The sequence below is a fragment of the Dyadobacter sediminis genome (genome assembly GCF_005860765.1).
Classification (GTDB): Bacteria; Bacteroidota; Bacteroidia; order Cytophagales; family Spirosomataceae; genus Dyadobacter; species Dyadobacter sediminis.
Window position 1 is genome coordinate 136,242 of sequence record NZ_VCEI01000025.1, and the last position, 26,918, is coordinate 163,159.

The 26,918-nt window shown below is 44.8% G+C and carries 19 protein-coding genes; 12 read left to right on the forward strand and 7 right to left on the reverse strand.

Annotated elements, in window-relative coordinates; all coding sequences use genetic code 11:
* The 8 genes from FEM55_RS13020 to FEM55_RS13055 all read left to right on the forward strand — a co-directional run bounded on the left by FEM55_RS13020 (nt 1) and on the right by FEM55_RS13055 (nt 16,944).
* Nucleotides 1-387: a hypothetical protein gene (locus FEM55_RS13020; protein ID WP_138281810.1), complete on the forward strand. Its 387-nt coding sequence runs from the start codon at nt 1-3 to the stop codon at nt 385-387.
* A 315-nt stretch (nt 388-702) separates the two neighbouring features.
* The gene (locus FEM55_RS13025; protein ID WP_138281811.1) at nt 703-3,141 is read left to right on the forward strand and encodes an outer membrane beta-barrel family protein; all 2,439 of its coding nucleotides are present in this window, start codon (nt 703-705) and stop codon (nt 3,139-3,141) included.
* A 1,121-nt stretch (nt 3,142-4,262) separates the two neighbouring features.
* Nucleotides 4,263-6,689: an ABC transporter permease gene (locus FEM55_RS13030; protein WP_138281812.1), complete on the forward strand. Its 2,427-nt coding sequence runs from the start codon at nt 4,263-4,265 to the stop codon at nt 6,687-6,689.
* Nucleotides 6,690-6,989: 300 nt separating this feature from the next.
* Nucleotides 6,990-9,392, forward strand: a complete 2,403-nt coding sequence (locus FEM55_RS13035; protein ID WP_138281813.1) for an ABC transporter permease — start codon at nt 6,990-6,992, stop codon at nt 9,390-9,392.
* Between the two features lie 180 nt (nt 9,393-9,572).
* Nucleotides 9,573-11,948 carry an ABC transporter permease gene (locus FEM55_RS13040; protein WP_138281814.1) on the forward strand — a complete coding sequence of 792 codons (2,376 nt, stop codon included), beginning with the start codon at nt 9,573-9,575 and terminating at the stop codon, nt 11,946-11,948.
* A gap of 302 nt (nt 11,949-12,250) precedes the next feature.
* Nucleotides 12,251-14,632: an ABC transporter permease gene (locus FEM55_RS13045; RefSeq protein WP_138281815.1), complete on the forward strand. Its 2,382-nt coding sequence runs from the start codon at nt 12,251-12,253 to the stop codon at nt 14,630-14,632.
* Nucleotides 14,633-14,904: 272 nt separating this feature from the next.
* The gene (locus FEM55_RS13050; protein WP_138281816.1) at nt 14,905-16,395 is read left to right on the forward strand and encodes a capsule assembly Wzi family protein; all 1,491 of its coding nucleotides are present in this window, start codon (nt 14,905-14,907) and stop codon (nt 16,393-16,395) included.
* A 261-nt stretch (nt 16,396-16,656) separates the two neighbouring features.
* On the forward strand, nt 16,657-16,944 hold the full coding sequence (locus FEM55_RS13055; protein ID WP_138281817.1) for a hypothetical protein: 288 nt from the start codon (nt 16,657-16,659) through the stop codon (nt 16,942-16,944).
* Between the two features lie 49 nt (nt 16,945-16,993).
* On the opposite strand, the gene FEM55_RS13060 is transcribed toward FEM55_RS13055, so the two are convergent.
* The 5 genes from FEM55_RS13060 to FEM55_RS13080 form a co-directional block, all read right to left on the reverse strand.
* A complete protein-coding gene (locus tag FEM55_RS13060; RefSeq protein WP_138281818.1) occupies nt 16,994-17,923 on the reverse strand; it encodes a serine hydrolase in 930 nt (309 codons plus the stop codon).
* Between the two features lie 20 nt (nt 17,924-17,943).
* Entirely contained in the window at nt 17,944-18,837 is an 894-nt protein-coding gene (locus FEM55_RS13065) for a carbohydrate-binding family 9-like protein (RefSeq protein ID WP_229209243.1), read from the reverse strand.
* 85 nt (nt 18,838-18,922) lie between these two features.
* Nucleotides 18,923-19,396, reverse strand: a complete 474-nt coding sequence (locus FEM55_RS13070) for a GNAT family N-acetyltransferase (RefSeq protein WP_138281819.1) — start codon at nt 19,394-19,396, stop codon at nt 18,923-18,925.
* 63 nt (nt 19,397-19,459) lie between these two features.
* Nucleotides 19,460-20,782, reverse strand: coding sequence for a hypothetical protein (locus FEM55_RS13075; protein ID WP_138281820.1), 1,323 nt, complete (start codon nt 20,780-20,782; stop codon nt 19,460-19,462).
* Between the two features lie 63 nt (nt 20,783-20,845).
* On the reverse strand, nt 20,846-21,076 hold the full coding sequence (locus FEM55_RS13080) for a hypothetical protein (RefSeq protein WP_138281821.1): 231 nt from the start codon (nt 21,074-21,076) through the stop codon (nt 20,846-20,848).
* Between the two features lie 243 nt (nt 21,077-21,319).
* Here FEM55_RS13080 and FEM55_RS13085 point away from each other — a divergent pair, with 243 nt between their 5' ends.
* Entirely contained in the window at nt 21,320-22,360 is a 1,041-nt protein-coding gene (locus FEM55_RS13085; RefSeq protein WP_138281822.1) for a DUF4097 family beta strand repeat-containing protein, read from the forward strand.
* 156 nt (nt 22,361-22,516) lie between these two features.
* Nucleotides 22,517-23,476, forward strand: coding sequence for a ComEA family DNA-binding protein (locus FEM55_RS13090; RefSeq protein ID WP_138281823.1), 960 nt, complete (start codon nt 22,517-22,519; stop codon nt 23,474-23,476).
* A 15-nt stretch (nt 23,477-23,491) separates the two neighbouring features.
* Here FEM55_RS13090 and FEM55_RS13095 read toward each other — a convergent pair whose 3' ends face one another.
* Nucleotides 23,492-24,277 carry an LOG family protein gene (locus FEM55_RS13095; RefSeq protein ID WP_229209244.1) on the reverse strand — a complete coding sequence of 262 codons (786 nt, stop codon included), beginning with the start codon at nt 24,275-24,277 and terminating at the stop codon, nt 23,492-23,494.
* Between the two features lie 198 nt (nt 24,278-24,475).
* On the opposite strand from FEM55_RS13095, the gene rpiB reads away from it, so the two are divergent.
* The gene (gene rpiB, locus FEM55_RS13100; protein ID WP_138281824.1) at nt 24,476-24,907 is read left to right on the forward strand and encodes a ribose 5-phosphate isomerase B; all 432 of its coding nucleotides are present in this window, start codon (nt 24,476-24,478) and stop codon (nt 24,905-24,907) included.
* Here rpiB and FEM55_RS13105 read toward each other — a convergent pair.
* Nucleotides 24,904-26,316, reverse strand: coding sequence for a hypothetical protein (locus FEM55_RS13105; RefSeq protein ID WP_138281825.1), 1,413 nt, complete (start codon nt 26,314-26,316; stop codon nt 24,904-24,906). The genes rpiB and FEM55_RS13105 overlap by 4 nt on opposite strands.
* Nucleotides 26,317-26,527: 211 nt before the next feature.
* Here FEM55_RS13105 and rbfA point away from each other — a divergent pair, with 211 nt between their 5' ends.
* The gene (rbfA, locus tag FEM55_RS13110) at nt 26,528-26,911 is read left to right on the forward strand and encodes a 30S ribosome-binding factor RbfA (RefSeq protein ID WP_138281826.1); all 384 of its coding nucleotides are present in this window, start codon (nt 26,528-26,530) and stop codon (nt 26,909-26,911) included.
* Nucleotides 26,912-26,918 lie beyond the last annotated feature (7 nt).

Below are 26,918 nucleotides of genomic sequence, written 5' to 3' on the forward strand. Positions count from 1 at the left end.
ATGAAAAAGATCATCTTAGCCATCGCAACAGTCATTGCTCTGACAGCAGGAAACAGCTTCGCACAACGCCCATATGGCAGGCATGAAATTCCGGCTGCAGAAAATTCGCGGATAGATGATATCAATGAAAATATCCGGATCAGCAAACTGAACGAAATTGTAAATCTTTCCCGCAAGCAGGAAAAGCAGCTGAAAAGAATTAAAGACCATTATGACCGCCTGCAATCGTCCAACAGAAGATATAATTCGCATCGGGATTTCCGGCGGCTGGAGACCCGGAAGCAGCAGGAAATACTTTCTGTACTGACTCCGGTTCAGCGCCAGCGCTTGTATGCCTATCAGCACGCCAACCGCCTTGACAGCAAATACCGTAGCCGAAGAGGATAAGCACGAGTAAAGCACCAAGCTAACCATAAAAAAGCAACCCGTATCAGGCAAGTTTATGCCGGTGCAGGTTGCTTTTTAATTTGCCGTTACAGATAAAAAAACGCCTGCCGTTCAAATTTAAAATGTGCCGTTTAACATTATTCCACCAAGTACCTTGCATCACAAAGTACCTTAGTATACATTTGTTTGTCAATTGAGAGTTGATGTAAAATGATGTAAATCCGACATTTCTGAATAATCTTTTTAAAAGAGCCACAGGCACTTATCGGATTTGCTATGCCTTTTTTGAATCTGTTAGCCATCTAAAATTTAGCTATGAAAACCATTTTTTCTTACCTTTTTTTCCTTTTGATTTACGGTTTGGTCTGTCTCAGCAAGCCTGCCCTTGGTCAGACGGTTCATTCCGGAAGCACCATTTCAGGCGTTGTCAAAGATTCGGTCACCGGAAAGCCGCTCGATTACATTACTATCAATCTGATGACGGATAAAGACGTAGCATTAAAGGCTGATTTTACCAAAACGGACGGATCATTTGCTTTCCGGAACCTCAAACCCATCAAATATACAGTCGTGATTGTAGGCGTTGGTTACCGGAACAAATCGGTTGAAGCCGATCTTTCGGACAGTACAAAAAGGATTACGGAGCTTGGGCCGGTTTTCATTGCACCAAGTGTTACTGGTCTGAAAGAAGTGACCGTAACAAGTATCAAGCCCATTGTAAAACAGGAAGTTGACCGCATGTCGTATGATCTGCAGGCTGATCCGGAAAGCAAGGTGTTCAGCGTACTGGAAATGATGCGGAAAGTACCTTATCTTTCACTGGATGCGGACGATAATATTTATCTGAAGGGAAACGCAGATTTCAGAATTCTGATTAATGGAAAGCCGTCGAGTATGGTGGAAAGAAGTTACAAGGAAGTTTTGAGGAGCATGCCTGCGTCTTCCATCCAGCGGATTGAAGTCATTACAACGCCGCCTGCCAAGTACGATGCGGAAGGTTTGGCGGGCATTATCAATATCATTACCAATAAAAAGGTTGATAACGGTTACAGCGGCACCATTAACGTCAGCGAACGCTTTCCGATCGGAGGACCCGGGTTTGGCGGTTCACTTTCTGCTAAGCTTGGCAAGTTGGGAATGACGGCTCTTGCGGGTGGCAGTCAGTATAATACGCCTTCCACGCAGAATATGCTTTATCAGAAAAATTTTGGTTCTGAACCGACAAACCTGTTTCAGAACGGATCGGCAAAATCGGCGTACAGGAACGGCTATATCGGTTATGAAGTAACTTACGAGCTGGACAGCCTGAACCTTTTCAGCGCACAGATCAATCTGAACGGAAGCAGATCGGACGGTTCGGGGTTTCAGCGTTCCGCACTCAGCGGCAACAGCGGAATTTTGCAGGGATATGAAATCATCAACAACAATGACGGAAAAGGAAGCGGTATGGATGCTGCCTTGAATTATCAAAAGGGTTTTAAAGCTGATAAAAACAGGCTGCTCACTTTCTCTTACCGTTACTATGGTTTCAACAACATTCAGAACAGCAATCTTTCCATTTTGGACCGGATCAATTATGAAACGCCGGATTACCGGCAGATCAATGACCAGCGCTTCGCGGAGCAGACTTTTCAGGTCGATTTTGTTTATCCGGTAAAAAAACTGGGCATTGAAGCAGGTATAAAAGGCATTATGCGCGACAATAACAGCGATTTTCGTTACAGCATTTTCAATGCCGAAAACAAATTGTTCGAGATTGATCGGGGTATGAGCAACATGTTCAGCAACACGCAGAATGTGTTCGGTGCTTACAATACGTACCAGTACAATTTCAAGAAATGGGGATTTAAAGCAGGTGCAAGGATTGAACAGACCATTGTAAATGCCGATTTCATTTCTACGGATTCCAGAGTAAAACAAAACTATTTCAATGTAATTCCGTCTGTTTCCATTAACCGCAAGATGAAGGATAACAGCGGTCTGAACTTTGGTTATACGCAGAGGATACAGCGGCCGGGCATTTATCAGCTGAACCCGTTCATTGACCGTTCCAATCCGAGTTTTGAAAGAACAGGCAATCCGGGTTTGCGGCCGGCATTCGTGCACGATCTGCAGCTGGGCTACAGCAAGTCAAAGAAGGCATCCGTTAATTTCGGTATAGGGTATACGCAGTTTAAAGACCTGATTTTTGGCGTTGCGGTTTTCAATCCGGAAACGGGTGTCACCCGCACTTCTTTCGGAAATACGGGCCGGGCAAGACTGATCAGCGGAAACCTTAACCTGAATTACCCGATTTCAAAAGAATGGAATTTCAGTATGAACATGCGGCTGGCGCATGGAAAAGTAGAAGGGATTGTGAACGGCGCGCAGATCACAAACAGCGGACTGATGTATCAGTTGGCTGTTTCCAGCGGTTACCGTCTTCCAAAAGACTGGCGGGTTAATGCCAATCTGAACATTTATGGCCCGAACCTGAATTTGCAGGGAACATCCAATTCCATGGTCAGTCCGTCTTTCAGTATTAACAAAGATATTATCAAAGACAAACTGACTTTTTCGGCTGCGGCGAACAATCCGTTTACCAAATTCCGGAAATACCATACCGAAACCTCCGGGCCGAATTTTTCACAATACAATGACAGAAGAGATTATTTCCGGTCTTTCAACCTGAGCGTAAACTACAAATTCGGCCGTCTGAAAGAAGCAATCCAAAAAAACAAGCGTAGCATCCGCAACGACGACGTGCAGAACTGAAAGGAAAATGCGACAGGCATGTTTTATTAAGAGTGCGGCAGCCTTTATTAGTAACCGCATAGTTCCAGAAATACAGGAAGCCGCTCTGCGGCCAGTTGTGAACAATGAAGGGCTTATTTTGCATACGTAAAATCAGCTCCGCAGGAGCTACCTGTTTATAGCAAAGCAAATTCATATTTGTTTTTTGTTGCTCCGGAGGAGCATCCTTGGGTTGACCTATAATCAGGAGGCCCCGCCGGGGCCGATGGTATTTGTGGCAATGCTATTGCTATAAACAGGGAGCCGCTCCGCGGCCAATTGTGAACAATGAAGGGCTTATTTTGCATACGTAAAATTAGCTCCGGAGGAGCTAACTGTTTATAGCAAAGGAAATTTGTGCGAGTTTTTTGTTGCTCCGGAGGAGTATTTTTTGGATTGACAAATGATAAGGAGGCCCCGCCGGGGCCCAATGGTATTTGTGGCAATGTTATTGCTATAAACAGGGAGCCGCTCTGCGGCAGGCCTTAAACAAGAAAGGGTTTTTTTTACATACGTAAAATCAGCTCCGGAGGAGCTAACTGTTTATAGCAAAGGAAATTTGTGCGAGTTTTTTGTTGCTCCGGAGGAGTATTTTTGGATTGACAAATGGTAAGGAGGCCCCGCCGGGGCCCAATGGTATTTGTGGCAATGTTATTGCTATAAACAGGAAGCCGCTCTGCGGCAGGCCTTAAACAAGAAAGGTTTTTTTTACATATGCAAAGTCAGCTCCGGAGGAGCTAACTGTTTATAGCAAAGGAGATTTACATGAGTTTTTTGTTGCTCCGGAGGAGCATCCTTGGGTTGACCTATAATCAGGAGGCCCCGCCGGGGCCGATGGTATTTGTGTCGGTGCAATCTCTACAAACAGGAAGCCGCTCCGTGGCAGGCGGCAAACAATAAATGGCCTAATTGCCGGATCAAGCATTTGGATCGATGCCCGTTCAGTGCTGTACAAACTGTTCAATATCGAACAGATTACTTTTAAATTATTTATGTAAATAGCTTATATTCAGATATTTATGTAATTGGTACAGGATTTATACTTCCGAAAGTATGAAAGTTGCATCTTTCTTGAACCTGATTAATTATTTTCCTGAAAAGCCATGGTCCATAACTATCTTAAAATTGCATGGCGTAACCTTTTTCGCAACAAGGTTTACAGCTTTATAAACATTGCCGGGCTCGCCATGGGCATAGCTGCTTTCCTGCTGATCCTGGAATATGTGAGCTTTGAGAAAAGTGTAAACCAGTTTCATGCCAGCCTTCCGGATATGTACCGAATGCTGAACATTAATCCGAAAGGTGAAACCTGGACGGAAGTGGAACCGGGCTGGGGCGCACAGGCAAAACAGAACTTTCCGGAAATAAAGGAATACTGCCGTTTTGCGGAAGGATATGCAAAAGGTATTGTGAAAAGAGCAGATGCAAAGGCGGAACCATTCCGGGAAGCCAATATCGGATATGCAGAAGGTAACTTTTTCGATTTTTTCAGTTTTCCGTTGCTGGCCGGAAACAAGGCCGCACTCAGTAAGCCGAAAGTTGTTTTCATATCGAAAAATTCTTCGGTAAAATATTTCGGAAATGACGATCCGATCGGTAAAGTACTGACACTTTCGAACCAGTTTGGAACGCATTCCTATTCCGTAGAAGGGATTTATGAAATACCCGCGAATTCCGATATTCAGTTTGATATGATATTTTCACTGGAAACGCTGGCCAATCCGGCAAACCTTAACGGAAACGACTGGGCAACGCTGGATAATCTGGATTCCCAGTTTTTGAGCACGTACTTTTTGCTTGCACCAAATACAAATGTAAAAAGCCTTGAAACTAAGCTGAGCAAGTTGCGTGATGAGCTGAAAACGGATAAAGACGGCGTAAAATTCGGATTGCAGGCATTTGGAAATGTACATCTTTCTGAAAAGCTGGGCGATACTTACCAAACCAGCGGCAACCTGAAATATGTTTATATGCTGCTGATCATTGCCGTTCTTATTCTGCTGATCGCATGGTTCAATTACATTAATCTTTCTACGGCGAATGCGTTCAAACGGGCGAATGAAGTGGGCGTCCGCAAAGTGATCGGTGCTACGCCGGGTAATCTGATTGCACAATTTCTCGGGGAATCCATGCTGGTGAACATGCTTGCGATTTCCTCGGCTGTATTGCTGATCAGTGTTCTTCAGCCATTTTTCAATGAACTGGTCGGAAAAGAACTTTCACTGGCAACGCTGGGCAATTCTTCCATGTGGCTTGCAGGCGCCTGTATTCTGTTGTCGGGTTCGGCAATTTCTGGCGTGTATACCGCATTTGCATTATCCAGGTTCAATCCGGTTAAAATCCTGAAAGGAAATCTGGTAAAATCGACCAAAGGCATTTTGCTTCGAAAATCGCTTGTAATTTCACAGTTTACGATTTCCATTGTACTCATCCTTGCAACGATTGTCATATACGCTCAGCTGCGTTTCATGCAAAGCCGGAACCTGGGAATCAGTACAGAACAGTTGCTGGTTGTACGCGGTCCGGAAGCAGGCAATGACAGCACTTACCAAACGCGGCAGGCTGCTTTTTACAATGAGCTGGGCCGGCAGAGCTATGTAAAGGATTACAGCCTTTCCGGAACGGTGCCGGGAAACTGGTACAATTTCAAGACTTCCGGTTTTACACAGTCGGGTTCCAGGCCGGGTGATGAATTCAAAACCTATTCATTTGCCATTATCGACAACCATTATCTTGATACTTACGGCATCCAGCGGAAAGCCGGACGAAATTTTACATCACAGGAAGTCCGGGTAGACTGGAACAGCAACAGCAAAGTTATCCTGAATGAAAAAGCCGTGGAGCAGTTTGGCTTCCAGTCTGCAGAAGAAGCCGTTCAGAACAAAATCAAATGGGATGAAAGGTATCTGGAAGTAATCGGCGTTGTCAAGAATTATCATCATACGGGCTTGCAGCATGCCATTGACCCGATTATCTTTTACCCTCAAAACAACAACACTTACATCACAATCAGGCTTGCGCCGGGACATATTCAGGACAAAATGGCCCGGATGGAAAGCATGTACAAAAACTACTTTGCCGGCAATCCGTTCGATTACTTTTTTGCGGATGAAAACTTTAACAAGCAGTATGTTTCTGAAAAGCAATATGGCAAAATATTCACTTCTGCATCGGTTTGGGCCATTTTCATAGCCTGTATGGGATTGTTCGGACTGGCTACATTTACGGTTGAAACCCGGACAAAAGAAATCGGGATCCGGAAAGTACTCGGTGCTTCGGTGGCCAGCATAGCCGGTTTGCTGTCAGCAGATTTTCTAAAACTTGTTTTTGTATCCATAATCATTGCAAGTCCGCTTGCGTGGTATTTTATGAACAGCTGGCTGGAGGGTTTTGAATATCAGGTCAAATTGAGCTGGTGGATTTTTGCCGCCGGAGGCACTACGGCCATTCTGATTGCCGTACTGACGGTCGGTTTTCAAAGCATCAAAGCCGCAATGGTAAATCCGGTAAAGTCGCTGAAGAGTGATTGATGGAAGCTGTTGGTTGCGAGCTGTTAGCTTTTGGTTTTAAACCAATTGCTAAAAGCCGGTTACAAATCGCTTACATTTCAATGTCAGAAATTTACTTCTAACCAATAAAAGCTAACTGCCAATTGCTAATAGTGAATTGTAAACTGCTTACATCTCGATTCGAAATTTTATATCCAACCAATAACCGCTAATAGCCAATCGCTAAAAGCCAGGTACAAATCGTTGCCATTTAATTCAGAAATCTTATATCTAATTAATAAAAGCTAACAGCCAATCGCTAACAGCCAACTGCCAGAAGCCATGTTAAAGAACTATCTCAAAATTGCATTCCGGAACCTGATCAAACATAAAGCGTTCAGCTTTATTAACATTGCCGGTATAGCCATCGGACTGGCTTGTTTTCTGTTGCTTTCCCTTTATGTAAAAGATGAGCTGAGTTATGATCGTCATCATGCCAATGCAAACCGTATTTACCGGCTTTCACGCACATTTATTTCCACTGACGGAACAGAATCGCTGCGGCTCGGACAGGCTGCCCCGCCGTTCGGCCCGCTTGTAAAGCAGGATTTTCCGCAGGTGGAAGAAGTCGTGCGGTTACTCCAGATGGGGGCGCTTTTCAGGTACGGCGACAAGGTTTTTGAAGAAGAAGATCTGTTTGTGGCGGAACCGGCCATTTTCAAGGTATTTACCTTTCAAGTGCTGCAGGGAAATGCAGCCAGCGCGTTGGAAAACCCTTTTTCTGTTATGTTTTCAAAACTAATGGCGGAAAAATACTTTGGAAACGAAAATCCGGTAGGAAAGACCGTGCGGCTGGATAACCAGTTTGATTATACTGTTACAGGGGTTTTCGAGCCGCTTCCTTCGCAGTCACATTTCCATCCGCAATTTCTGGTTTCCTTTTCCTCGCTGAACGACGACCGCGTTTATGGTGCCGAAAACCTGCGCACCAACTGGGGCAATAACGCTTTTTCAACTTTTCTGCTGCTTCCTGAAAATTACAATCCGCAGAATCTCGTAAATGCATTTCCGGCGTTTCAAAACCGGCATATAGAACCCAATGCATCCAAATATTCGCGTCTTGACCTTATGAAGCTGACCGATATTCACCTGCATTCGCATACGGATTCGGAGATAGAGGCAAATGGCGATATTCAGTATGTATATCTTTTTTCTGCCATTGCACTTTTTATCCTGATCATTGCCTGCATTAATTACATGAACCTTGCTACGGCGCGCTCGGCAATGCGTGCGAAGGAAGTCGGCATGCGTAAGGTCATCGGTGCAGTGCGGTATCAGCTTATCCGTCAGTTTCTGAGTGAATCCCTGCTGCTGGTTATCATCGGGCTGTTGCTGGCTATGGTAATCATCGTTCTTTGTCTTCCGTATCTCAATTCATTTACACAAAAACAGTTATCGTTCAGATCGCTGCTTGATCCGGTATTTTTGTCGATTGTGGTTTGCATTACGTTGTTCACGGGTCTGATTGCCGGCAGTTATCCTGCTTTTTTCATGACATCGTTTCAGCCGCTCAGTGTTTTCAGGGGAAAGATCACAACGGCACTGAAAAAAGGAACGCTGCGTCAGGTGCTCGTCGTAACTCAATTTGCAATTGCCGTTGTTCTCATCATCAGTACGACTGTGGTTTACAAGCAAATGCAATACATCAGAAATTACGAGTTGGGTTATGCCAAAGATCAGGTTGTACTGCTGCGCGCGGGAAACGATACGACCACCAACTTTGAAAGTCTCAAACAGCGTTTCAAAGCAAACAGCAATATCCTGGAAGTCGGTCGGTCGTCCCGCATTCCTTCCGGCAGGCTGCTGGATTCCTGGGAAGCCTATGTTTCCAAAGGCGATTCCATGGCTCCGAGCAACATCAATATAAAATCATTATCTGTAGATGAGGATTTTATATCCGCTTACGAAATTGAAATGGCTGCTGGCAGGAATTTTTCACGCGATTATTCTACTGACAAAACAAACGGTTTTATCCTGAACGAAACGGCCATAAAGCTGATGGGGTATAAGAATCCGGCAAGCGCAATAGGCGACCGTTTCGGTTACGGCCCGATTCGCGGCCAGATTATCGGCGTTACCAGGGATTATCATTTTGAATCGCTCCATCAGAAAGTGGCACCCGTTGTCATGTTCCGCCAGAATGACCGCCTCGGCTGGATGTCGGTGCACATAGCCGGCAGAAACATCAAGGAATCGCTTGCGCATATCAAGGCGGTTTGGCAGCAGGAATTTCCAGACCGTCCGTTCAATTACGGATTTTTGGATCAGCGGTTTGGCGAACTTTATGCACGTGAACAGACGCAGCAACTGCTTTTTGGAATTTTTGCAGGCATTGCCATTTTTATTTCCTGCCTCGGACTGCTCGGACTTTCCATGTTCATGGCCGAAATCAGAATCAAAGAAATCGGTGTGCGCAAAGTGCTCGGGGCTTCGGTGACCAGTCTGGTTATTTTACTTTCCAACGATTTTCTAAAACTGGTCGTTATTGCCATTCTGATTGCATCGCCGGTTGCATGGTATGCCATGAACAGCTGGCTGCAGGATTTTGCCTATCATACGGAAATTCAATGGTCTGTTTTCGCTTTTGCGGCTGTCATTTCCATTGCCATTGCCTTATCCACGATCAGTTTCCAGAGCATAAAAGCAGCATTAATTAATCCGGTAAAGTCGCTGAAAACCGAATAACGTGAGTTGTTTCTGGCTTTTGGCTTTTGGCTATTAGCAAGCCGTTGATCGGCAATTATAAATTTCAATAATCAGCCTGAATTGAGTTGCCGACTACCTAAAAAAACTGAAACCCATTTAGTAATCGCTAACCGCTAAAAGCTAACTGCTAAAAGCTGAAAGCTAACCGCAATTAAACCCATGCTAACGAACTATCTGAAAATTGCTTTCAGGAACCTTGTCAAGAACAAGACCTATTCTCTTATCAATATCATCGGGCTGGCGCTGGGAATGGCAGTTTCCGTGCTGATACTCATTTTTGTCATGCATGAATTCAGTTATGATCAGTTTCATGTCAACAATACACGCATATACCGCATTCTTTCTCAGATTAAAATGGGCGACAATGACATGCAGTTTACTTCGTTTTCGGCCAAGCTGGGTCCGGCACTGAAGGAGTATAACCCGCAGGTTCAGGATTATGTAAGAGTCAAGCCTGCTTATCAGAAAGTAGTCATGCGAAATCCGGAAAAAGGCGGTGAGCTGTTTTATGAGCCGGGCTTTCTGTTTGCCGATCCTTCCTTTTTCAAGGTTTTTTCATTTAAATTAAAAGAAGGAAATCCGGACACGATACTGGAAAAACCATTTACAATGGTCATATCCGAACGTGCTGCACGAAAGTATTTCGGAAACCGGCAAGCATTGGGAAAAACGCTGGTTTACGAGGGCAAGCACATGATGCAGATCACCGGTATCGCACAGGACCCTCCGTCCAATTCCACGTTTGATTTTGATTTTGTAGTGTCCGCGTCCACTTTCCCGAAGCTGAGCGAACAGGATAAGAACAACTGGGAAGTAGCCGGGATTTTTACAACTTATCTTTTGCTGGACTCTGAAAAATCAAAATACATTGTTGAAAAAAACATTAAAAGGGAAGGCAACAAAACGGGTGCATTTGACAGTACGGCGAATTACAAACTGGAAAGTTTCGGTGGCATTCACCTCGGCAATAATTTCAATGAATCAGGCAACACCAAGCTGATTTATATTTTTGCCGGCGTTGCCGTGGTGATCCTTCTTCTGGCATTGTTCAACTACATGAGCCTTACAACCGCCCGTGCAACAATGCGGGCAAAGGAAGTGGGCGTAAGGAAAGTGGTTGGCGCTGGCAAAAACGGTCTGGTCCGGCAGTTTTATGTCGAATCCGTACTGGTTTGTACGCTTTCGTTTGCGCTGGCTTTTGTTTTGGTTAATATGATGCAGCAGCCGTTTTACAATCTGCTTGATCTTCGTATCGACTCGTCCTTTCTGCTTTCACCTGGATTTATCGGATTTTTAGCTTTGCTGCTCATGGTCAGTGCACTGATTGCCGGCAGCTATCCGGCATTGATTCTGTCGGGGTTTGCACCGCTGGATGTGTTGAAAGGAAAGTTTGGAGGAGCGCAGAACGGCGCTTCGGTGCGGCGCATATTCATGGTTTTCCAGTTTGCCGTATCCATTACACTCATCGTTTGCAGTCTGGTGGTGAATAATCAGCTGCAATTTATGCAGACCAAAAAACTGGGGCTTTACAAAGATCAGGTGCTGAGCATTCCTTTGAGTGCCACTATGGCACCGAATTATTTTCCGATGCGGAATGAAATCCGGGAGCAAACAGGCGTTGATCAAGTGGCTTTTACCAATGCCGGTCTTTTTAAGGGCTACAATATGTTTTTTCTCAAAAATTTTACAACCGGAAAAGATGTCAGTCTTACTTATATGGTTGTGGATAAAAACTTTACCCGCACCCTTGGACTGAAATGGAAAACGGAGCCTGCGGCGGAAATATGGAAAGACCGGAACTACGTGGTTGTGAATGAAACAGCCGTACGGCAATTGGGCATGAAAGGAAACCCGATCGGGCAGAAAGTGGGGGAAAATGACGAAATTGCGGGTATTTTAAAGGATTTTCATTTTTCATCCGTTCAGAACGAGATCAAGGCCATGGGACTTTTTGTTGTGAACGATACTTCCAATGTCCTGAAAGTTCCCGGCGCAACCGGCGTTTTGTATGTCCGGCTGGATCCGAAAGCTGACCTGAAAGAGAAAGTGGCAGCAATCGGCGGAATTTTCAAAAAATATGACCGTGAGAAGCCGTTCGAGTATTACTTTCTGGACGATGCTTTCAATGAAACTTTCAAAACGGAAATCCGCATGTCCAGAATGTTTTCGGTATTTACGGCTTTTGCTATTTTCATTGCCTGCATAGGACTTTTCGGACTGGTGACATTTACTGCCGAAATCCGGACAAAGGAAATCGGTATCCGCAAAGTGCTGGGCGCTTCAGTAGCCGGAATCGTTGCGCTGCTTTCTCGTGATTTTATCAGACTGGTGCTCGTAGCCATTGTTCTGGCTATTCCGGCAGCTTATTATTTGATGAACAAATGGCTGCAGGATTTTACTTACCGCATCCAGATTCCGATATGGATTTTAATTGTTTCGAGTATTTCAGCTATTGCCATTGCATTGCTGACGATCAGTTTCCAAAGCATAAAAGCAGCACTGATGAATCCGGTGGAATCGCTGAAAAGTGATTAGTTGTTGGCTTTTAGCTATTGGCTACTAGCTGTCAGATTATTGCTGATTGTCCATAATTAGTTTTTCACAGTTAACCACCGGCTGCTAACAGCTAATCGCTAACAGCCGGCAATACTGTCCGGCGTGGAAGATGTAATGTTCGTTTTTGAACACCTGGTTAATGATTTTTTAAGTTAATCCGTTGAATTGTAATAAGTTAAAGATTCGGTACAAGTTTTGTATTTCAGATAACCAAATACTAACAGCTAACAACCCATAGCTAATAGCCAAAACCCATAAACAACTTCCAACTCCGACCATCAATGTTAAAAAACTATCTCAAAATTGCATTTCGTAACCTCTGGAAGCACAAGGTATTTTCGTTTATCAATATTATGGGGCTTACGGTCGGCATGTCGGCTTGCTTTCTGATATTTCTGTATGTCAATTTTGAACTGAGCTACGACGCTTTCAATTCCAAGGCAGATCGTATTTACAGGCTCGTAACGGACATCAAGACGCCTTCCGAAACCATTAACACCGGTGTTACTTCATGGGCATTTGCACCGAGCATGAAAAACGATTTGCCGGAAGTAGATGCCTTTACGCGCGTAAGCGGAGGCAGTTTTCTGGTCCGGAAAGGCGATGTCAAATTTCAGGAGGAAAAAACGGTTTTTGCCGATTCTTCACTTTTCAGGGTCTTTGATTTCAAACTGATAAAAGGAAACCCGGCTACTGCGCTGAAAGATCAGCTTAGCCTGGTTTTTACGGAAAAAGCAGCCAAAAAATATTTTGGCGACGCCGATCCGATCGGGCAGACGCTGCTGTTGTCCGGCGAAGGATTTCCCGCGATTGTAACGGGCATTATGAAAGATATTCCGGAAAATTCGCAGATCAAAGGCGATATGTTCGTGTCCATGTCGACGCTTACGCAAAAGTTCAACAAAGGACTGGATGAGCAATGGGGCAATTTCGGGGCAACGACTTACCTGCTTCTGAAACCGGGAACCACCGGAAAAGCGCTTGAAAAAAAGCTGCCGGAATTTCTGAAAAACCGTGCGGGAAAACTCATGAACGAACTGAACATGCATTATACCTTGTTCCTGGAACCGCTCAGGGATGTGCATCTGCTTTCGACCCGCGGATCGGATGAAGCCGGAAGTATGAACAACGTATATATATTTTCGGTTGTGGCTGTTTTTATCCTGCTCATTGCCTGTATCAATTTTGTAAACCTGACTACGGCGCGTTCCGTGGAAAGAGCAAAAGAAGTCGGTATCCGCAAAGTCGTGGGTGCCCCGAAATGGCTGATTGCGAGACAATTTATCAGTGAATCCATTTTACTGTGCCTGATCGCGTTTGTGTTTGCCATTGTTTTGTCGGCCGTACTCCTTCCTTTATTCAATAACCTGTCGGGTAAAATAATCAGTGACGGTATGCTGGATAACTTGCCTTTTGTGCTTGGATTGCTTGTCGCTTCCATTGTGATCGGCATACTGGCAGGAATTTACCCGGCGCTTGTTTTGTCATCTTTTGAGCCTGTTGTGGTTTTGAAAGGACGATTTACGACAAGTTTCAAAGGTGCTTTGTTAAGAAAAGGACTGGTTGCCGTTCAGTTTGCCATTTCCATTGCGCTGATTATTGCCACGATTGTCGTTTATACCCAAATGGATTTCATGCGCAACCGCGATCTGGGTTTCAGCAAGGATCAGATGCTGATTATCAATTCCGAAGGTGATCCTAAAAAAGAAGCATTCAAAGAATCGCTCGCCAGTCTGAGCGGTGTGAAATCGACTGCCACATCGTCCAGCGTACCGGGAAGCGGCAATCCGGGCGCGTATTCCGAGATTGAGAACAAAAGCGGCGACATGCAGATTGCCAATCTTGACCTTTACTTTGTAGACTTTGACTATATTCCTCAGTTTAAACTGAAAATGGCTGCCGGACGCCCGTTTTCACGGGAATTTGGTACGGATACGACGCAGGCCATGGTCATCAATGAAGCGGCGGTAAAATTGTTCGGGTACAGTTCTCCGGAGCAGGCAATCGGCAGGCGTTTCAAGCAATGGGGGCGTGAAGGAAAAATTGTCGGGGTTATCAAAGATTTTCATTTCAGGGCGTTGCAGGAAGTGATCAAGCCGCTCACCATGCGCATTGAGCCGCGGAATACGGATCTGGTTTCGGTGAAAATAGACGGCGGAAATATTCAGGGAACCATTGCGGCTATTGAAAGCAAATGGAAATCCATCCTGCCGGACCGGCCATTCAGTTATTATTTTATGGATGAGTTTTTCGACCGTCAGTACCGGAGTGAAGAGCGATTTGAAAAGCTGTTTTTCAATTTTGCCATTCTTGCCATTTTTATATCCTGCCTTGGTTTGCTGGGCCTTGCTTCGTACAGCACCATGCAGCGTACAAAGGAAATCGGTGTCCGGAAAGTAATGGGCGCATCCATCGGAAGTATAGTCGGGCTTTTGTCCAGGGATTTTCTGAAACTGGTTTTAATTGCATTTGTAATTGCCTCGCCTGTTGCATATTACGGTATGTACAAGTGGCTGCAGAACTTTGCTTACCGTACAGATATTCATTGGTGGATTTTTCTCGTAGCCGCATTTCTTTCGGTTGCAATCGCATTCATTACGGTGAGTTTCCAAAGTATCAAAGCGGCATTAATGAATCCGGTGAAATCGCTGCGGAGTGAGTAGGTTTTAGCTTTTGGTATTTGTTTTCAGAAGAGTTATGAGCCGATGGCTTGTAACTTTTTTGTTACTGGCTAGCGCTGTTAACAAATGGCTTTTATCAAAAAATGAAGGCAGGATTTTTCTTTAATAAACAAAAGTGGACGGCTGATTACCAAAAGCCAATAGCCAGCAGCTAATAGCCAAAATCCATTAATCTTTTATTAAAATGAATTGTACTGAGTTATAATTCTGGCGCGGTGTTTATCTTGCATATCCGTACTTTTCAAAAGTAGACTATGCCTCAGAGAACAGGTTACCGCACTATATTCCTTTTATTTTTTTGTTTTAACACGGTTTATGCACAGCAGAAATCGTTGGGTTCATTGCTAAAAGCAGATCTGGAAGCGGGAGGTTACGTTTCCTCCGGAAATCGGACGCCGTTCTGGCTAAGAACCAATCAGTTTGGCGCAGTTCCGTTACAGGCTCCGTCAGCGGTAATTCAGGGAAATGCTGGTAAAAGCTATGTATTTTATGATTCCCTTAAACAGCGTCCGAAAAAGTTCGATTGGGGTTTTGCCTTCAACCCGGTACTTACGTTTGACAAAAGGAATCATACAAAACTGATTTTTCCGGAAGCGCATGTAAAAGTGAGGTTTAAGGCAGTGGAACTGTTTGCAGGAAGAAGAAAAGAACTAATGGGATTAGGCGATTCCACTTTATCATCCGGATTTTATTCCGTTTCGGGCAACTCGCTTCCGGTCCCTAAAGTCCAGATCGGAACCATCGGTTTTACGCCGCTGCGGTTTACGGGAAATTTCGTAGCGGTACATGCGGGATTTGCACACGGCTGGTTTGGTACGGACTATATTCAGGGTGTGCGGCTTCACCAGAAATTTTTATATTTCAGGCTTGGCAAAGAACAGTCCAAAAGCAAATTCTTTTTCGGGCTTAATCATAATGTACTTTGGGCCGGCCATGCCGAATACCTGAAAAGATATCCTGAGCTGGCCCTGAACGGCGAACTGCCTTCTTCCTGGAAATTTTACCCCAATGTAGTTCTGGCTTTTACTTCCAAAAACTGGTTTACCAAAAATGGTTACGGCGCTTTTGACAGTTACCGGCTAGGCAATCATCTGGGCAGCTATGATCTGGGTTTTGAAACAAAAATCAATGGCAGAAAATTGTGGATTTATCATCAGCATCCGTTTGAAGATGTTTCGAGTATGCTGCTCAAAAACGTTCCCGACGGACTTTACGGTATTAATTTAAGCGTCAATGCGGTTGCCAATGCAGGTTTCAGGCTGACACGCCTCACAATGGAGTTTCTTACAACAAAAGACCAGTCGGGATCTACATTCTATATTCCGGGCAGCAAGTTTCAGGGCGCGGACAATTATTTTAACCACTCGCAATATGCCGAAGGCTGGTCTTATTTCGGCCGTACAGTCGGAACGCCGTTTATTGTTCCCGGAATAGATATGGATCATGCATCGCCAACAAGAAACAGGTACTTTCCGGACAATCGTGTCAATATGTGGTATCTGGGCGCCGAGGGCATGTTGGGCAAATCGCTGATGTTTACCCTGCGTACTTCTTTCAGCCGCAATTTCGGTATGCCGGGCAATAACTATACAGAAGTCAGAAATCAGTTCTCTTCGATGATCTCTGCCCGCTATGCACTTTCAAAAGTTAAAAATACAAGTCTCATCGTTCAAGTAGCAACGGATCAGGGACATCTGTTCAGTCAAACAACCGGCGGTTATCTTGGGATCAGAAGAAACTGGTAAATGGTTTTATTCCGTTGATACATGTTGTTCATCCACGAACAAAGCTGTTCGAATTCGGACAGAAAATGAATTTTATTTTGGTTTAACTTATTGAAATATAATAAGGTATACGTGCCGGCATGCATTTATTGCTATTTCAGAGAACGATCACTGTTCCTGAAATTTATACTGTGCAGCAAGCATTCCGCGCTTGACAGCAGGCAGTAAAAAGAGGATTCCACTTATACTTTCAATATGTTAAATTTTTAATCAACCGTTACCATGAGCCATATTGCGATCCCGATTCCGCCGCTTCAGGGCAAGCAGGAAATCAAAGTTGAAGTAACGATCAACGGAATCAGGCAGAACCTGTTTTATCGTGTAGAGCTTTTTTATTGGGAAGACTGCAGCAATCCGGTTGCGCATCGTGCCGATTGCATCAGTGAAATGCTGGCACATCATGATCCGGAATGGACCGTTTATTACATTGGCGCGCCGAATGATGAGTTTGTCCCGATTACTTTTGTAAAGAAAGAAAGCAGGAACTTCCTTCGGGAAGCAATGGCATAAGGGTTATTTCACAGACTTTCCGGGTTGTTTCTGCCTGGAAAGCCTGCATTCAGAACCACCATTTTCCGGAATCCGGAAGCGGTTTCCATTTGCTTTTCGGTTCGAAGTGATTCCAGATAATTTCTGACACTTTGCGGATCAGCGTATAACCTTCATTGTTCTGCTGCCAGGTTTCATCCTGCTGGTTTTTTGTGGAGACACAAAAAACATAATCCCCGTGCGGCGCATGTACAACAAGCACTTCCGATCTGGCCTGATTTACCGCTCCGCTTTTCGCAGCCGTTTTGATGTACGGCGGAATCTGTGAAATAGCTTCTCCGTCCCAGAACTGCATGCCTAAGTAGCGATACATCCGTTCGCTTGCAGCTGCATTGATCGCTTTGCCATTCCGGATCATCGCAACAAGTTCCGCCATTTCCTTGGGCGTGGTTTGTCCCCAGCCGTACTTCGCCTGACCTTCCTTGCGGCCGGGCGTGCGGGAATTGACGCGGATATTGGCAAAGCCGTTTGCATCGAGCCACTGGTTAATAGCTGCGCCGCCGCCGGCCATAGCCTGCAACCACAAGCTGCCCGTGTTGTCACTTTGGGAAATCATCAGATGCACAACTTTCGGCAGAGCGATTCTGGTACTGTCGCGGAACGAGCCTACGATGCCGTTGTCATATTTCAGAGAATCGCGGTAAACGAGTTCCTGGTTAAATCTGATTTCACCTTTGCTGATTTTATCAAATAGACCACACATGATCGGGACCTTGATCATGCTTGCAGTCGGGAAAATCGAGTCTGCGTGGATGGCGGCTGTTTGATTCGTTTTCAGGTTCCGGACGTACACGCCCGCATTGCCGTGAAAGCCGGCCAATGCCTTTTCCAGCATGGCCGTTAATTTCTGGTCCGTTTTCGTTTTACCGACTGCCGAAGGCTGCGCATACAAGCCATGCGCAAGAAGCATAAGCAGAAAAGAATAGCAGAATACTTTCATTTTCAATCCGGTTAAAACAGTTACTTGCTTTTTGATTGCTTCTTGCCCACAGTGCCTGCGTTGAAATGCAGATAGCCCCAATATTCAGGAAAATGCATGTTTATAATGCCCTGCGGCGACCATACCCAGTTATATTCGGGAATTAATTTGTTTGTTTCCTTATTTTTCCTGCGGCTGTATTTGCCATCAGTTCCGATTTCGTGCTGCCAGTTGACACGCGAAAAATTGATACGCCATACGACATCGTGTGCAGGAAGTATGGCCGGGACCTTTTCATTGGCAAGTGATCTGAACGGAATGGCCATTTCCAGCGTCCAGCTCTTATCTTTATCCTTGCCGTCGTTGAGCGTACCGTCAATGGAAACGGCCGATTTCAGGTTTTCGATATTCCATGAAATTTGCGCTTTTCCGCCTTTTCTGTACGTTTTCGGAAGAAAAAGGTCGAAAGTATTGTTGATTGCATTGATTTCCAGCTCGTAGTAATTTTCGGTGTCGCTGTCGGGATCAATAAAAACCTCGAAGTCATTTTCGTGAAATACAATCTGGTCCTTTTTGTCCTGATATGCCCAGATGTGTTCCTCGTCCAGCACAGCAGCAATGTAGAGAAATTCATTGTCCCAAAGCATTTTGACACGCGTATCTTGCAAAGGAAGCGGTTTCTTGTCACCTTCAATATCTTTGAATTTTGACGTCCATTCCGCTTTTTTCCAAGATTTTTCATTCAGCTTTCCGTCAATGACAATCTTTTCGTCCGGTTGAAAACAGATGTAGCTTTCAGGGGGATTGGGAGCTTGCGCAAACCCGCTGTTTGAAACAAGCAAACCGGCAAACAGGAAAGTGGCGAAAATGGGTAACCGAAACAGGCAATTCAGTTCAAAGCTGTTATTTTCTTTGAACAATTTTAAGTTTTTCAAGATCGGTAAAGGGAATGAGTTCGTGTGCTCAATATACTTTCAAACCGTTCAAAATCTCAAAAATAGGCCTGTATTTTATTGAATTCTATGAAAGTTCCCTTTCAAAATAAAGCACGCCATCGTACGGATTGTAATTGTAAGGCACCGTTTCTCTGAAGCCGAAAGATTTGTATAATGCCACCGCAGCCGGCATTTTGGTGCCGAGTGTATCCAGTTTGATGATTTTGTAATGCAACATTCTGGCACATTCAATAACGCTGGACATCAATGCTTTTCCGATGCCTTTACCCTGGAATTCCAGCCGGATGTACATGCGCTTGACTTCGCAGGTAAAATCGTTCTCAATACGCCTTAATCCGACGGCTCCGATGTACTCGTTTTCATTTTTGACCAACAGCAGCACGCCGGTCGGTGCGCCGTACATGTCAGAAACAACCGTCAGTTCATCATCGAAATTCTGAAAGCAAAGTGTGAAATCGAGCGAAGCGGCATATTCTTTGAAAAGTGCTGCGCCTGTCTGGTAATCTGCCGGTGTAGAAGCTTGTATAATCTGAAACATAACTGAACTGCATGGATACTGAAAATATTCATTTTTAAGCTGCGGTAATTTTCTGCTGGCCTGTTACTGTTTAATCTGTAAATCACCTGCCTTGATTTCGTTGCTCAGCAAATCACCAAACAATTTCCAGCGCCGTTCAGGAGCATGGTCCGTGCCGCCATTTGCTTCTATATAATTTTTGACCAGATCCTGTCCGTAGTTATAGTTGATGACGTAACTGCGGTATTTTTTTATAAACTTTAAATAATCTGCTGCGCCTTTCGGAGTAAGCAAAGCATAATTTTCCAGCCACTGAACGGCTTGTTCATCCGTCATGGTTTTGTTCAGGATTCCTCTTGCTGCTTCGTTCCTTACATAGCCGAGGCCGGATTTAACGGTCAAAGCTTCAAAGTACAGATCTGCTTTTAATGTGTCCATTTTTGCAAGCGGCATCAGGACTTTCTTGCAGAATTCCTTTTGTTCATTGCCCGGAAAAGCAACGGAAATACCATAATTCGCACTTCCTTCGGCAATCAGCGACTGCGGACTGAACAGCGGATAAAGGGAGATTTCAGTCCGGTTTTTATCCTTGTAAAGATTTTTTTCCAGCAAGGAATTATAAACGTGATGCCCCGGATAACCTTCGTGGCAAGCCAGATCAATGGCCCGTTCTATAAAAATAGGCTGACTGACGTTGATCTGAATGACACTAGTGAAATTTCCTTTGTACCAGTTATAACCCGACCAAGGTTTGTCCCTGACATATTCCAGCGTAAAGGTTTCACCGGCGGGAAGCTGGTAATGCGTTGAAGTCCGTCTTCTGGCTTCGGCAATGGCCGTTCTGAAAACCGTGTCAATCTTGTTTTCCGGAATCAGGAAATGTCCGGCCAGTTTCTGAAAGCGATCTGAAATGGAACCGCTGCCGGGCAGCAGACTGTCGAGCCGGGCAATTTGCGACTGAAAATGCTTTTCAGAATAAACAGGCGCAACGGCGTCGAACAATTCCCTGGATTCTTCGTCAAAAGAAACGTTTTCTCCTGAAAACACCTTTATTCTTCTTTGAAATGCCGTCAGCTGTGCCGAAAGCCATTTTGCCCTTTTATTGGCCGAGTCATTTTTGGATGCAGCGGCGAGGCTGTCAAGTTCTTTTTTCAGACCGGCCGCTTGCGTTAGAAAGCTGTCTTTTGGAAAATCCGCATGTCTCGGAGCAGCAGTTTTCAGTGAATCCGGGCCGTAATATGCATCTACAAAATCCGTATCATACTGACCGATATTTAAGGCCAGACGGACATAATCACTGGAAATCCGGTTCAGAACATCATTTTCACTTTTTTCCGCCGTTCTGGAAGAACAGGAAACCAGCAATGCAGCAAGCAGTATTACAGAAATATAGTTTAAAGCCATCATCCTGAAAAATCTGAAATTAGAAGTGTCTGCGTAAAACAAACAGGATTTTCCGGAATTACAGCATTACAAATCCAGAATGTCTTTTGCTTCTTTCTCGGTATAAAAAGGGCCAAGCTCCGCCTCATCAATAATTTCCTGAACCTGTTCTTCCGTTGCGGGTTTTGCGGGTTCGGTATTGTTTGCCGGATTGATTTCCCAAAAATCGATAATGCCCTTGTTTTTCAGGGCAACCAGTATTTGTTCTGCCAGATTGTTGTCCGATTCGTTAATTGCTTTGACATGAAAGGTTTTCATAGAACTGCTGTTTTTTAAATTTTATACAAGAACTCAAAAAATCATACCCGTTTGAAACCTGTAACGGGCAAATGCATATCCAGTATTTCAAATGTCCGATTTTGAACAGTACATTATGTCTATGTAGTTAATAATCAGTATATTTTAGTGCTGGCTTTGTTTTTGACTTATTAAAATTAACATTACGCCGTGCAACATACGATTTCATTTTATCATCATTACAAAAATTAACAACATCGGATCATGAAAAAGAAACAGCTACTTGTAATTATGCTTGCAATGTTCGTCGCTATTGCAGGAAATGCCCAGAATGACAGTGACAAGCCGTATGTGACCAAAAATTTTACCAATGCCTCACTGAAAGAATTGTCTGTTGAAACTTCCGGCGGTTCCATTTCGGTAACGGGCGGTGAAAGCAACGGCTTTAAAGTGGAAATGTTTGTAAAACCCAATAACTGGAATGGCAAAAGTGAACTTTCAAAAGAAGAAATCGAAGACAGACTGGAAGATTACGACATTCTGATCGGTACGGAAGGCGACCGGGTTGTAGCCACAGCAAAGCGTAAAAACAATAACCAGAACAATAACAAAGGCATTTCGATCGGGTTTAAGGTGTATGCACCTACAAATACAGCCACTTACCTTAAAACAAGCGGCGGAAGCATCCGCATTGCTTCCCTGAACGGTGAACAGAACTTCACGACAAGCGGTGGCAGTCTGCATGTAAATGACCTGAGCGGAATGATCCGCGGGCGTACTTCCGGCGGAAGCATTGAGGTTGCCAACTGCAGCAAGGACATCGAGCTGCATACGAGCGGCGGAAGCATCAAAGCAAGCGACCTGAAAGGTAAAATCGAACTCAAAACTTCCGGCGGAAGCATTGCCTTGAATAACCTGAATGGAGAAATTGAAGCGCAGACCAGCGGCGGAAGCATCAAAGGTGAAAACCTGGCCGGCTCGCTGAACACCGGAACTTCAGGCGGTTCTGTAAGGCTGGCGAATGTCTCAGGAAGCCTGAAAGCCAGTACAAGCGCAGGCAGCATTGAAGTGGAACTGACCAAGCTGGGCGAATATGTGAATCTGTCCAGCTCGGCGGGAAGCGTACGCGTGACAATGCCGCTGGATAAAGGCGTGGACCTGAACCTGAAAGGAAACAAAGTATCCATCCCGCTGAAAAACTTTGACGGCGAAGCAGAAAAAGACCGCGTAAACGGCAAAATGAATGGCGGCGGCATTCCGGTTACACTTTCAGCCAGCAGCGGAAGCGTTTATGTAAATCAATGAATGGCTGTTGGCAGTTAACTTGGAGCTGTCAGGATAAAAAATTACTTGTAAACGGCGGAAGGACGGGATTTGGCTTCGTTCTTCCGCCATTTTATTTTTTTATAGTAACCATAAACCGGAAACTGCGTCTAAAAGAATAAACCTTTGGTCTGACGTATGTTTAGAAATATGGTTACGCGCTTGCAGGACTATTTTGGAATTTCCAGAAAGGAAGCACGCGGCGCGCTGGTTCTGATGCTCTTATGCCTTTTTCTGATCTGGACGCCATTTGTGTTCAGAAGATGGATTTTGCCGATTGTTCCGGTTAACGAGAACGACGTTGATCTGAAGAAGCTGGACAGCATTGCAGTCAGGCTTGAAAAAGAGAATCAGCTGAAATTTAAAAAGTACAAGAAATATCCTCAGAAAAACGATGATATAAAATCTGCCCGTTCATTCCGCCTTTTTGATTTTGACCCGAATACGGCAACCGTTGATGAACTGACGGAGCTTGGAATTCCGGTTTTTCTTGCAAAAAGAATGGAGAAATTCAGGAGTAAGGGCGGTAAATTCCGTAAAAAAGAAGATTTGCTCACGATTTATGATTTTCCTTCCAGTCTTTACGAACGGCTGGAAAAACACATTGTGCTGCCGTTTGCTGCCAGCACAATCCGGGATAAGATTGCGGAAAAGGATAAAGCAGCAACTGAGAAAAAGATTTTGGCAGGAAAGCCGGTCATTTCAGAGTTTGATATTAACAAAGCCGATACGGCACAGCTTGTACGGCTTCGCGGAATCGGCAGTAAATTGTCCATGCGGATTCTGAAATTCCGGGACGGGCTTGGCGGGTTCCATTCTGCGAGTCAGTATGCGGAAATATTCGGGCTGGATTCACTGGCTTTGTCCGAGCTTAACCGTTTTGCAAAAGTGCAGAGTGCCGTAAAAAAGATTGATATCAATACGGCGACTGCCGAAGAACTGAACAGCCATACGTATCTTAAAAACAGAAAAATTGCCGCAATCCTTATTAATTACCGCGATCAGCACGGGGCGTTCCGGTCTGCTGACGATCTGCGGAAAGTAAAAGTCGTGGATGAAATCATGATCAGAAAGATCGAGCCGTATCTTTCTTTCTGATCAGAAATGATGATTTTAAAAATTGGGTTTCAGCAGATATTTCGAGTAGAAATTATCGATCACTTTCACCGCTTCATCAGGCGTATCCACAACGCTGATGAGTTTAAGGTCTTCGGGATTGATATTTCCTTCAGTCAGCATCGTTCCTTTGATCCAGTCGAGCAATCCGGTCCAGTAACTGCTTCCGACAAGCACAATCGGGAAACGGCCGATTTTTTTTGTCTGTATCAAAGTCAATGCCTCAAAAAGTTCATCCAGCGTTCCGAAACCGCCAGGCATGACAATAAATCCCTGGGAATATTTTACAAACATGACCTTTCTGACAAAGAAAAAGTCAAAGTTGATGTTTTTATCCGGATCGATGTAAATGTTGCTGTGTTGTTCAAAAGGCAGTTTGATGTTCAGACCGACGGATTTGCCGCCCTGCTGAAAAGCACCTTTGTTTCCCGCTTCCATGATACCGGGCCCCCCGCCGGTGATGACACCGTAGCCATGCCTGACCAGTTTAGCTGCAATGTCTTCAGCAGTTTTATAATGCGGATTGTCGGCCGGCGTACGGGCAGAACCGAAAAGAGAAACGCAGGGGCCTATTTTGGCCAGTTTATCAAAACCCTCAACAAATTCGGCCATGACCTTGAATACAACCCAGGAATCGGCACTTTTTATTTCATTCCAGTTTCTATCCTCAAATGCTTCCTTGATGCGTTTTTCATCTTCCGGAACTGCCGGATTGAGAAGGGATACGTCAATGAGCTGTGAATTTTCTGTTTTTACTTGTTCATCCATACTTAAAAATTCCATTTAGTTGTTAATTCATATATCGTAGCTTTGCAGTTGCCGGAAAGCCGCTCTAAGCAGTCAGGAAGATCAATTATTAACAAAGCACATGTTGTAAAAACGGCTGCTCCCGACTAATTTTAACAATTACTTAGTTTAAAATTATACATTTAAAAACCCTTTTATTTTGTATATAAACGGGTTACATATAACAACAAAATAATGAGAAAAATTGCTATCGGTTCGGACCATGCCGGTTTTCCTTATAAAGAGCCTGTAACACAATGGCTTATTACAAACGGTTTTGAAGTAAAAGATTTCGGCACATACAGTGCCGATTCCGCTGACTACGCCGATTTTGCACATCCGGTTGCAAGTGCCGTGGAAAGCGGGGAATTTGAGAAAGGAGTTTTGCTATGCGGAAGCGGCCAGGGCGTGTGCATTACGGCGAACAAACATGCCGGAATCCGTGCCGCGCTGGTCTGGGATGCGCCGCTGGCGCAGCTGGCACGCCAGCATAACGATGCCAACGTAATTTGTTTCCCGGTAAGGTTTATTGAGCTGGAAACAGCACTGGCAAGCATTGAAGCATTTCTGAGCACTGAATTTGAAGGCGGCAGGCATCAGGCGCGCGTAGATAAAATTGCCTGCTAGATTTTCTTCTGGTAAATGCCCTTCCAGGGACTGGCTTCGTACTGTTTTTGTAATGCCGGAACACGGTTCAGCAGTTTCGGCATGATATTCACCTTGTCTACAACGTAGTCGGGCGGATCTTTGCGGAAGTTGTCATAAACATGGATGACGCTGTCAAAATTGTCGAGGTTCATCAAATCGTAGCTCGCCAGTTCCCAGTTGAGATAAGGCGTTGCCGTGTAATTATTAATGTATTCTCCCGTATGCTGCCCGAGCACCAGAATGCGTTTGCTGCGGATCTGGCCGGGCAGGTTTGCCGGTCTTGCCCTGAGGTTTTCCAGTCTGCCCATGCTGACGCCGGGTACCACGCCACGCAATCCCTGATATTGTATAAGCAAAATAATCCCGCCCATTAAAGTAAACTGAAGCTCGTCCGAAAAGCTGTTTTTCCTGAAACTCTGAAAATAATGCGTGGCAAAGAAAGCAGCCGGCGGTACAAAGATTACGAACTGCATCGGCGCAAGGAACTGCATGAGCGGTATGGTGAAAACAGCCGTTATGAACCATAGAGCCATCACCTGCTGAATCCGGGTTTGGTAACTTACAAAACGCATGGTGGTGAAAATCCGCATGAAACCCATTACTCCAAAACCCAGCGGCAGCAGGAGGGAGGCAATCAGCGAAGTGAAATCGTTCAGATTATATTGTTTCACCTGAAAAACAGAAGTGAGCAGATTCCTGTTCAGACTTTCCATGCCGTTGTTCATGTAAAAAAACAGCACGACCATCAGCAGCGGAAAAACAGAACCGAACATGCCGAGCAGGTGATGTCGGACCGTAGAGCCGGTATAAAAAAGCAGCGCCAGAAAAGCCCAGATCATGAATAAGGATGCCGGAAGATAAAACAGCGTGGCAATTCCGACATACAGACCCATTTCAAAAACCTGCGGGCTGACTTCTCTTCTTACGAGTATCTTGACAATAGCCCCGAATGCAAATAGCAGAAAAGTGTTGGCCATGAGCATGGGCGAAAGCGTGCCCATATCAAATGAAATGTTCAGGAAAAGCGCGTACAGTGCGCCGGGAATAAAACTGCGCTCCGGAAATACTTCCCTGGAATGAATGACGTAATTGAAATAGACGATCTGGACAATGGAAACGGTAATGGCGGCAAGCTGATAAATCCATTGCGTCCGTCCGAAAAGGCTGTCGATAAGCCAGTAAGTCAATCCCGAAAAAGGACTTACATTATCCCATACGTCGCGGTAAAGCATAAAGCCCCGGCCCATTTGTTCGCCAACCAGCATCCAGCTCAGTTCGGGTATAAGCAAAGGTGCGCCGCCCAGAAAAAACGGCAGCCGGAGCAGCAGGAAAAATACAATCAGACTGATGGTCTGATACCGTGCGTTAACGCGAAAGAAGCTTAACAAGAAGTTGGCGGATTATAGATCTTAATCGGAATAACTTTCACGAAATTACAACTCCGTATTCTACAATAACAAAATAAGTATGGATATTTGTACTTATTATATAGGAGCAGGGGGATTTTGAAGATGCAGGTTTGTTGGCACAACAAGATGCAGCGCAGGGTGCTCAGGATATTGATTCAGGCAGCTTACCGGCTGACAATGATTTGAAACTATGGAATCTAAAAGACAACAAAAAGTAGGAAGGCAGATACAAAAGGACCTTGGTGAAATTATCCAGAAAGATGCGCAGCACCTGACAAACGGATCTTTCGTAACCATCACCGCCGTGCGCGTTACGCCTGACCTCAGCATAGCAAGAGCTTATCTCAGTTTTTTGCCTGATAAAAACAAAAAGATGCTGCTGGAAACAATTCAGGAAAATACCCGTTTTATCCGTCAGAAACTGGCGGAAAGAGTTCGTCACCAGTTACGCATTGTTCCGCATCTTCAGTTTTATATGGACGATACGGCGGAATATGCAGCTAAAATGGATTTGCTTTTTTCTGATATCGTCATTCCGCCGGCGCAGCCCGACAGTGAAGATGAATCCAATTGATTTCAAC

Excerpts from the sequence above, each read along its gene's own strand:
- FEM55_RS13020 (WP_138281810.1), top strand. The coding sequence starts at position 1 with ATGAAAAAGATCATCTTAGCCATCGCAACAGTCATTGCTCTGACAGCA.
- FEM55_RS13025 (WP_138281811.1), top strand. The coding sequence starts at position 703 with ATGAAAACCATTTTTTCTTACCTTTTTTTCCTTTTGATTTACGGTTTG.
- FEM55_RS13030 (WP_138281812.1), top strand. The coding sequence starts at position 4,263 with ATGGTCCATAACTATCTTAAAATTGCATGGCGTAACCTTTTTCGCAAC.
- FEM55_RS13035 (WP_138281813.1), top strand. The coding sequence starts at position 6,990 with ATGTTAAAGAACTATCTCAAAATTGCATTCCGGAACCTGATCAAACAT.
- FEM55_RS13040 (WP_138281814.1), top strand. The coding sequence starts at position 9,573 with ATGCTAACGAACTATCTGAAAATTGCTTTCAGGAACCTTGTCAAGAAC.
- FEM55_RS13045 (WP_138281815.1), top strand. The coding sequence starts at position 12,251 with ATGTTAAAAAACTATCTCAAAATTGCATTTCGTAACCTCTGGAAGCAC.
- FEM55_RS13050 (WP_138281816.1), top strand. The coding sequence starts at position 14,905 with ATGCCTCAGAGAACAGGTTACCGCACTATATTCCTTTTATTTTTTTGT.
- FEM55_RS13055 (WP_138281817.1), top strand. The coding sequence starts at position 16,657 with ATGAGCCATATTGCGATCCCGATTCCGCCGCTTCAGGGCAAGCAGGAA.
- FEM55_RS13060 (WP_138281818.1), bottom strand. The coding sequence starts at position 17,923 with ATGAAAGTATTCTGCTATTCTTTTCTGCTTATGCTTCTTGCGCATGGC.
- FEM55_RS13070 (WP_138281819.1), bottom strand. The coding sequence starts at position 19,396 with ATGTTTCAGATTATACAAGCTTCTACACCGGCAGATTACCAGACAGGC.
- FEM55_RS13075 (WP_138281820.1), bottom strand. The coding sequence starts at position 20,782 with ATGATGGCTTTAAACTATATTTCTGTAATACTGCTTGCTGCATTGCTG.
- FEM55_RS13080 (WP_138281821.1), bottom strand. The coding sequence starts at position 21,076 with ATGAAAACCTTTCATGTCAAAGCAATTAACGAATCGGACAACAATCTG.
- FEM55_RS13085 (WP_138281822.1), top strand. The coding sequence starts at position 21,320 with ATGAAAAAGAAACAGCTACTTGTAATTATGCTTGCAATGTTCGTCGCT.
- FEM55_RS13090 (WP_138281823.1), top strand. The coding sequence starts at position 22,517 with ATGTTTAGAAATATGGTTACGCGCTTGCAGGACTATTTTGGAATTTCC.
- FEM55_RS13095 (WP_229209244.1), bottom strand. The coding sequence starts at position 24,277 with ATGGAATTTTTAAGTATGGATGAACAAGTAAAAACAGAAAATTCACAG.
- rpiB (WP_138281824.1), top strand. The coding sequence starts at position 24,476 with ATGAGAAAAATTGCTATCGGTTCGGACCATGCCGGTTTTCCTTATAAA.
- rbfA (WP_138281826.1), top strand. The coding sequence starts at position 26,528 with ATGGAATCTAAAAGACAACAAAAAGTAGGAAGGCAGATACAAAAGGAC.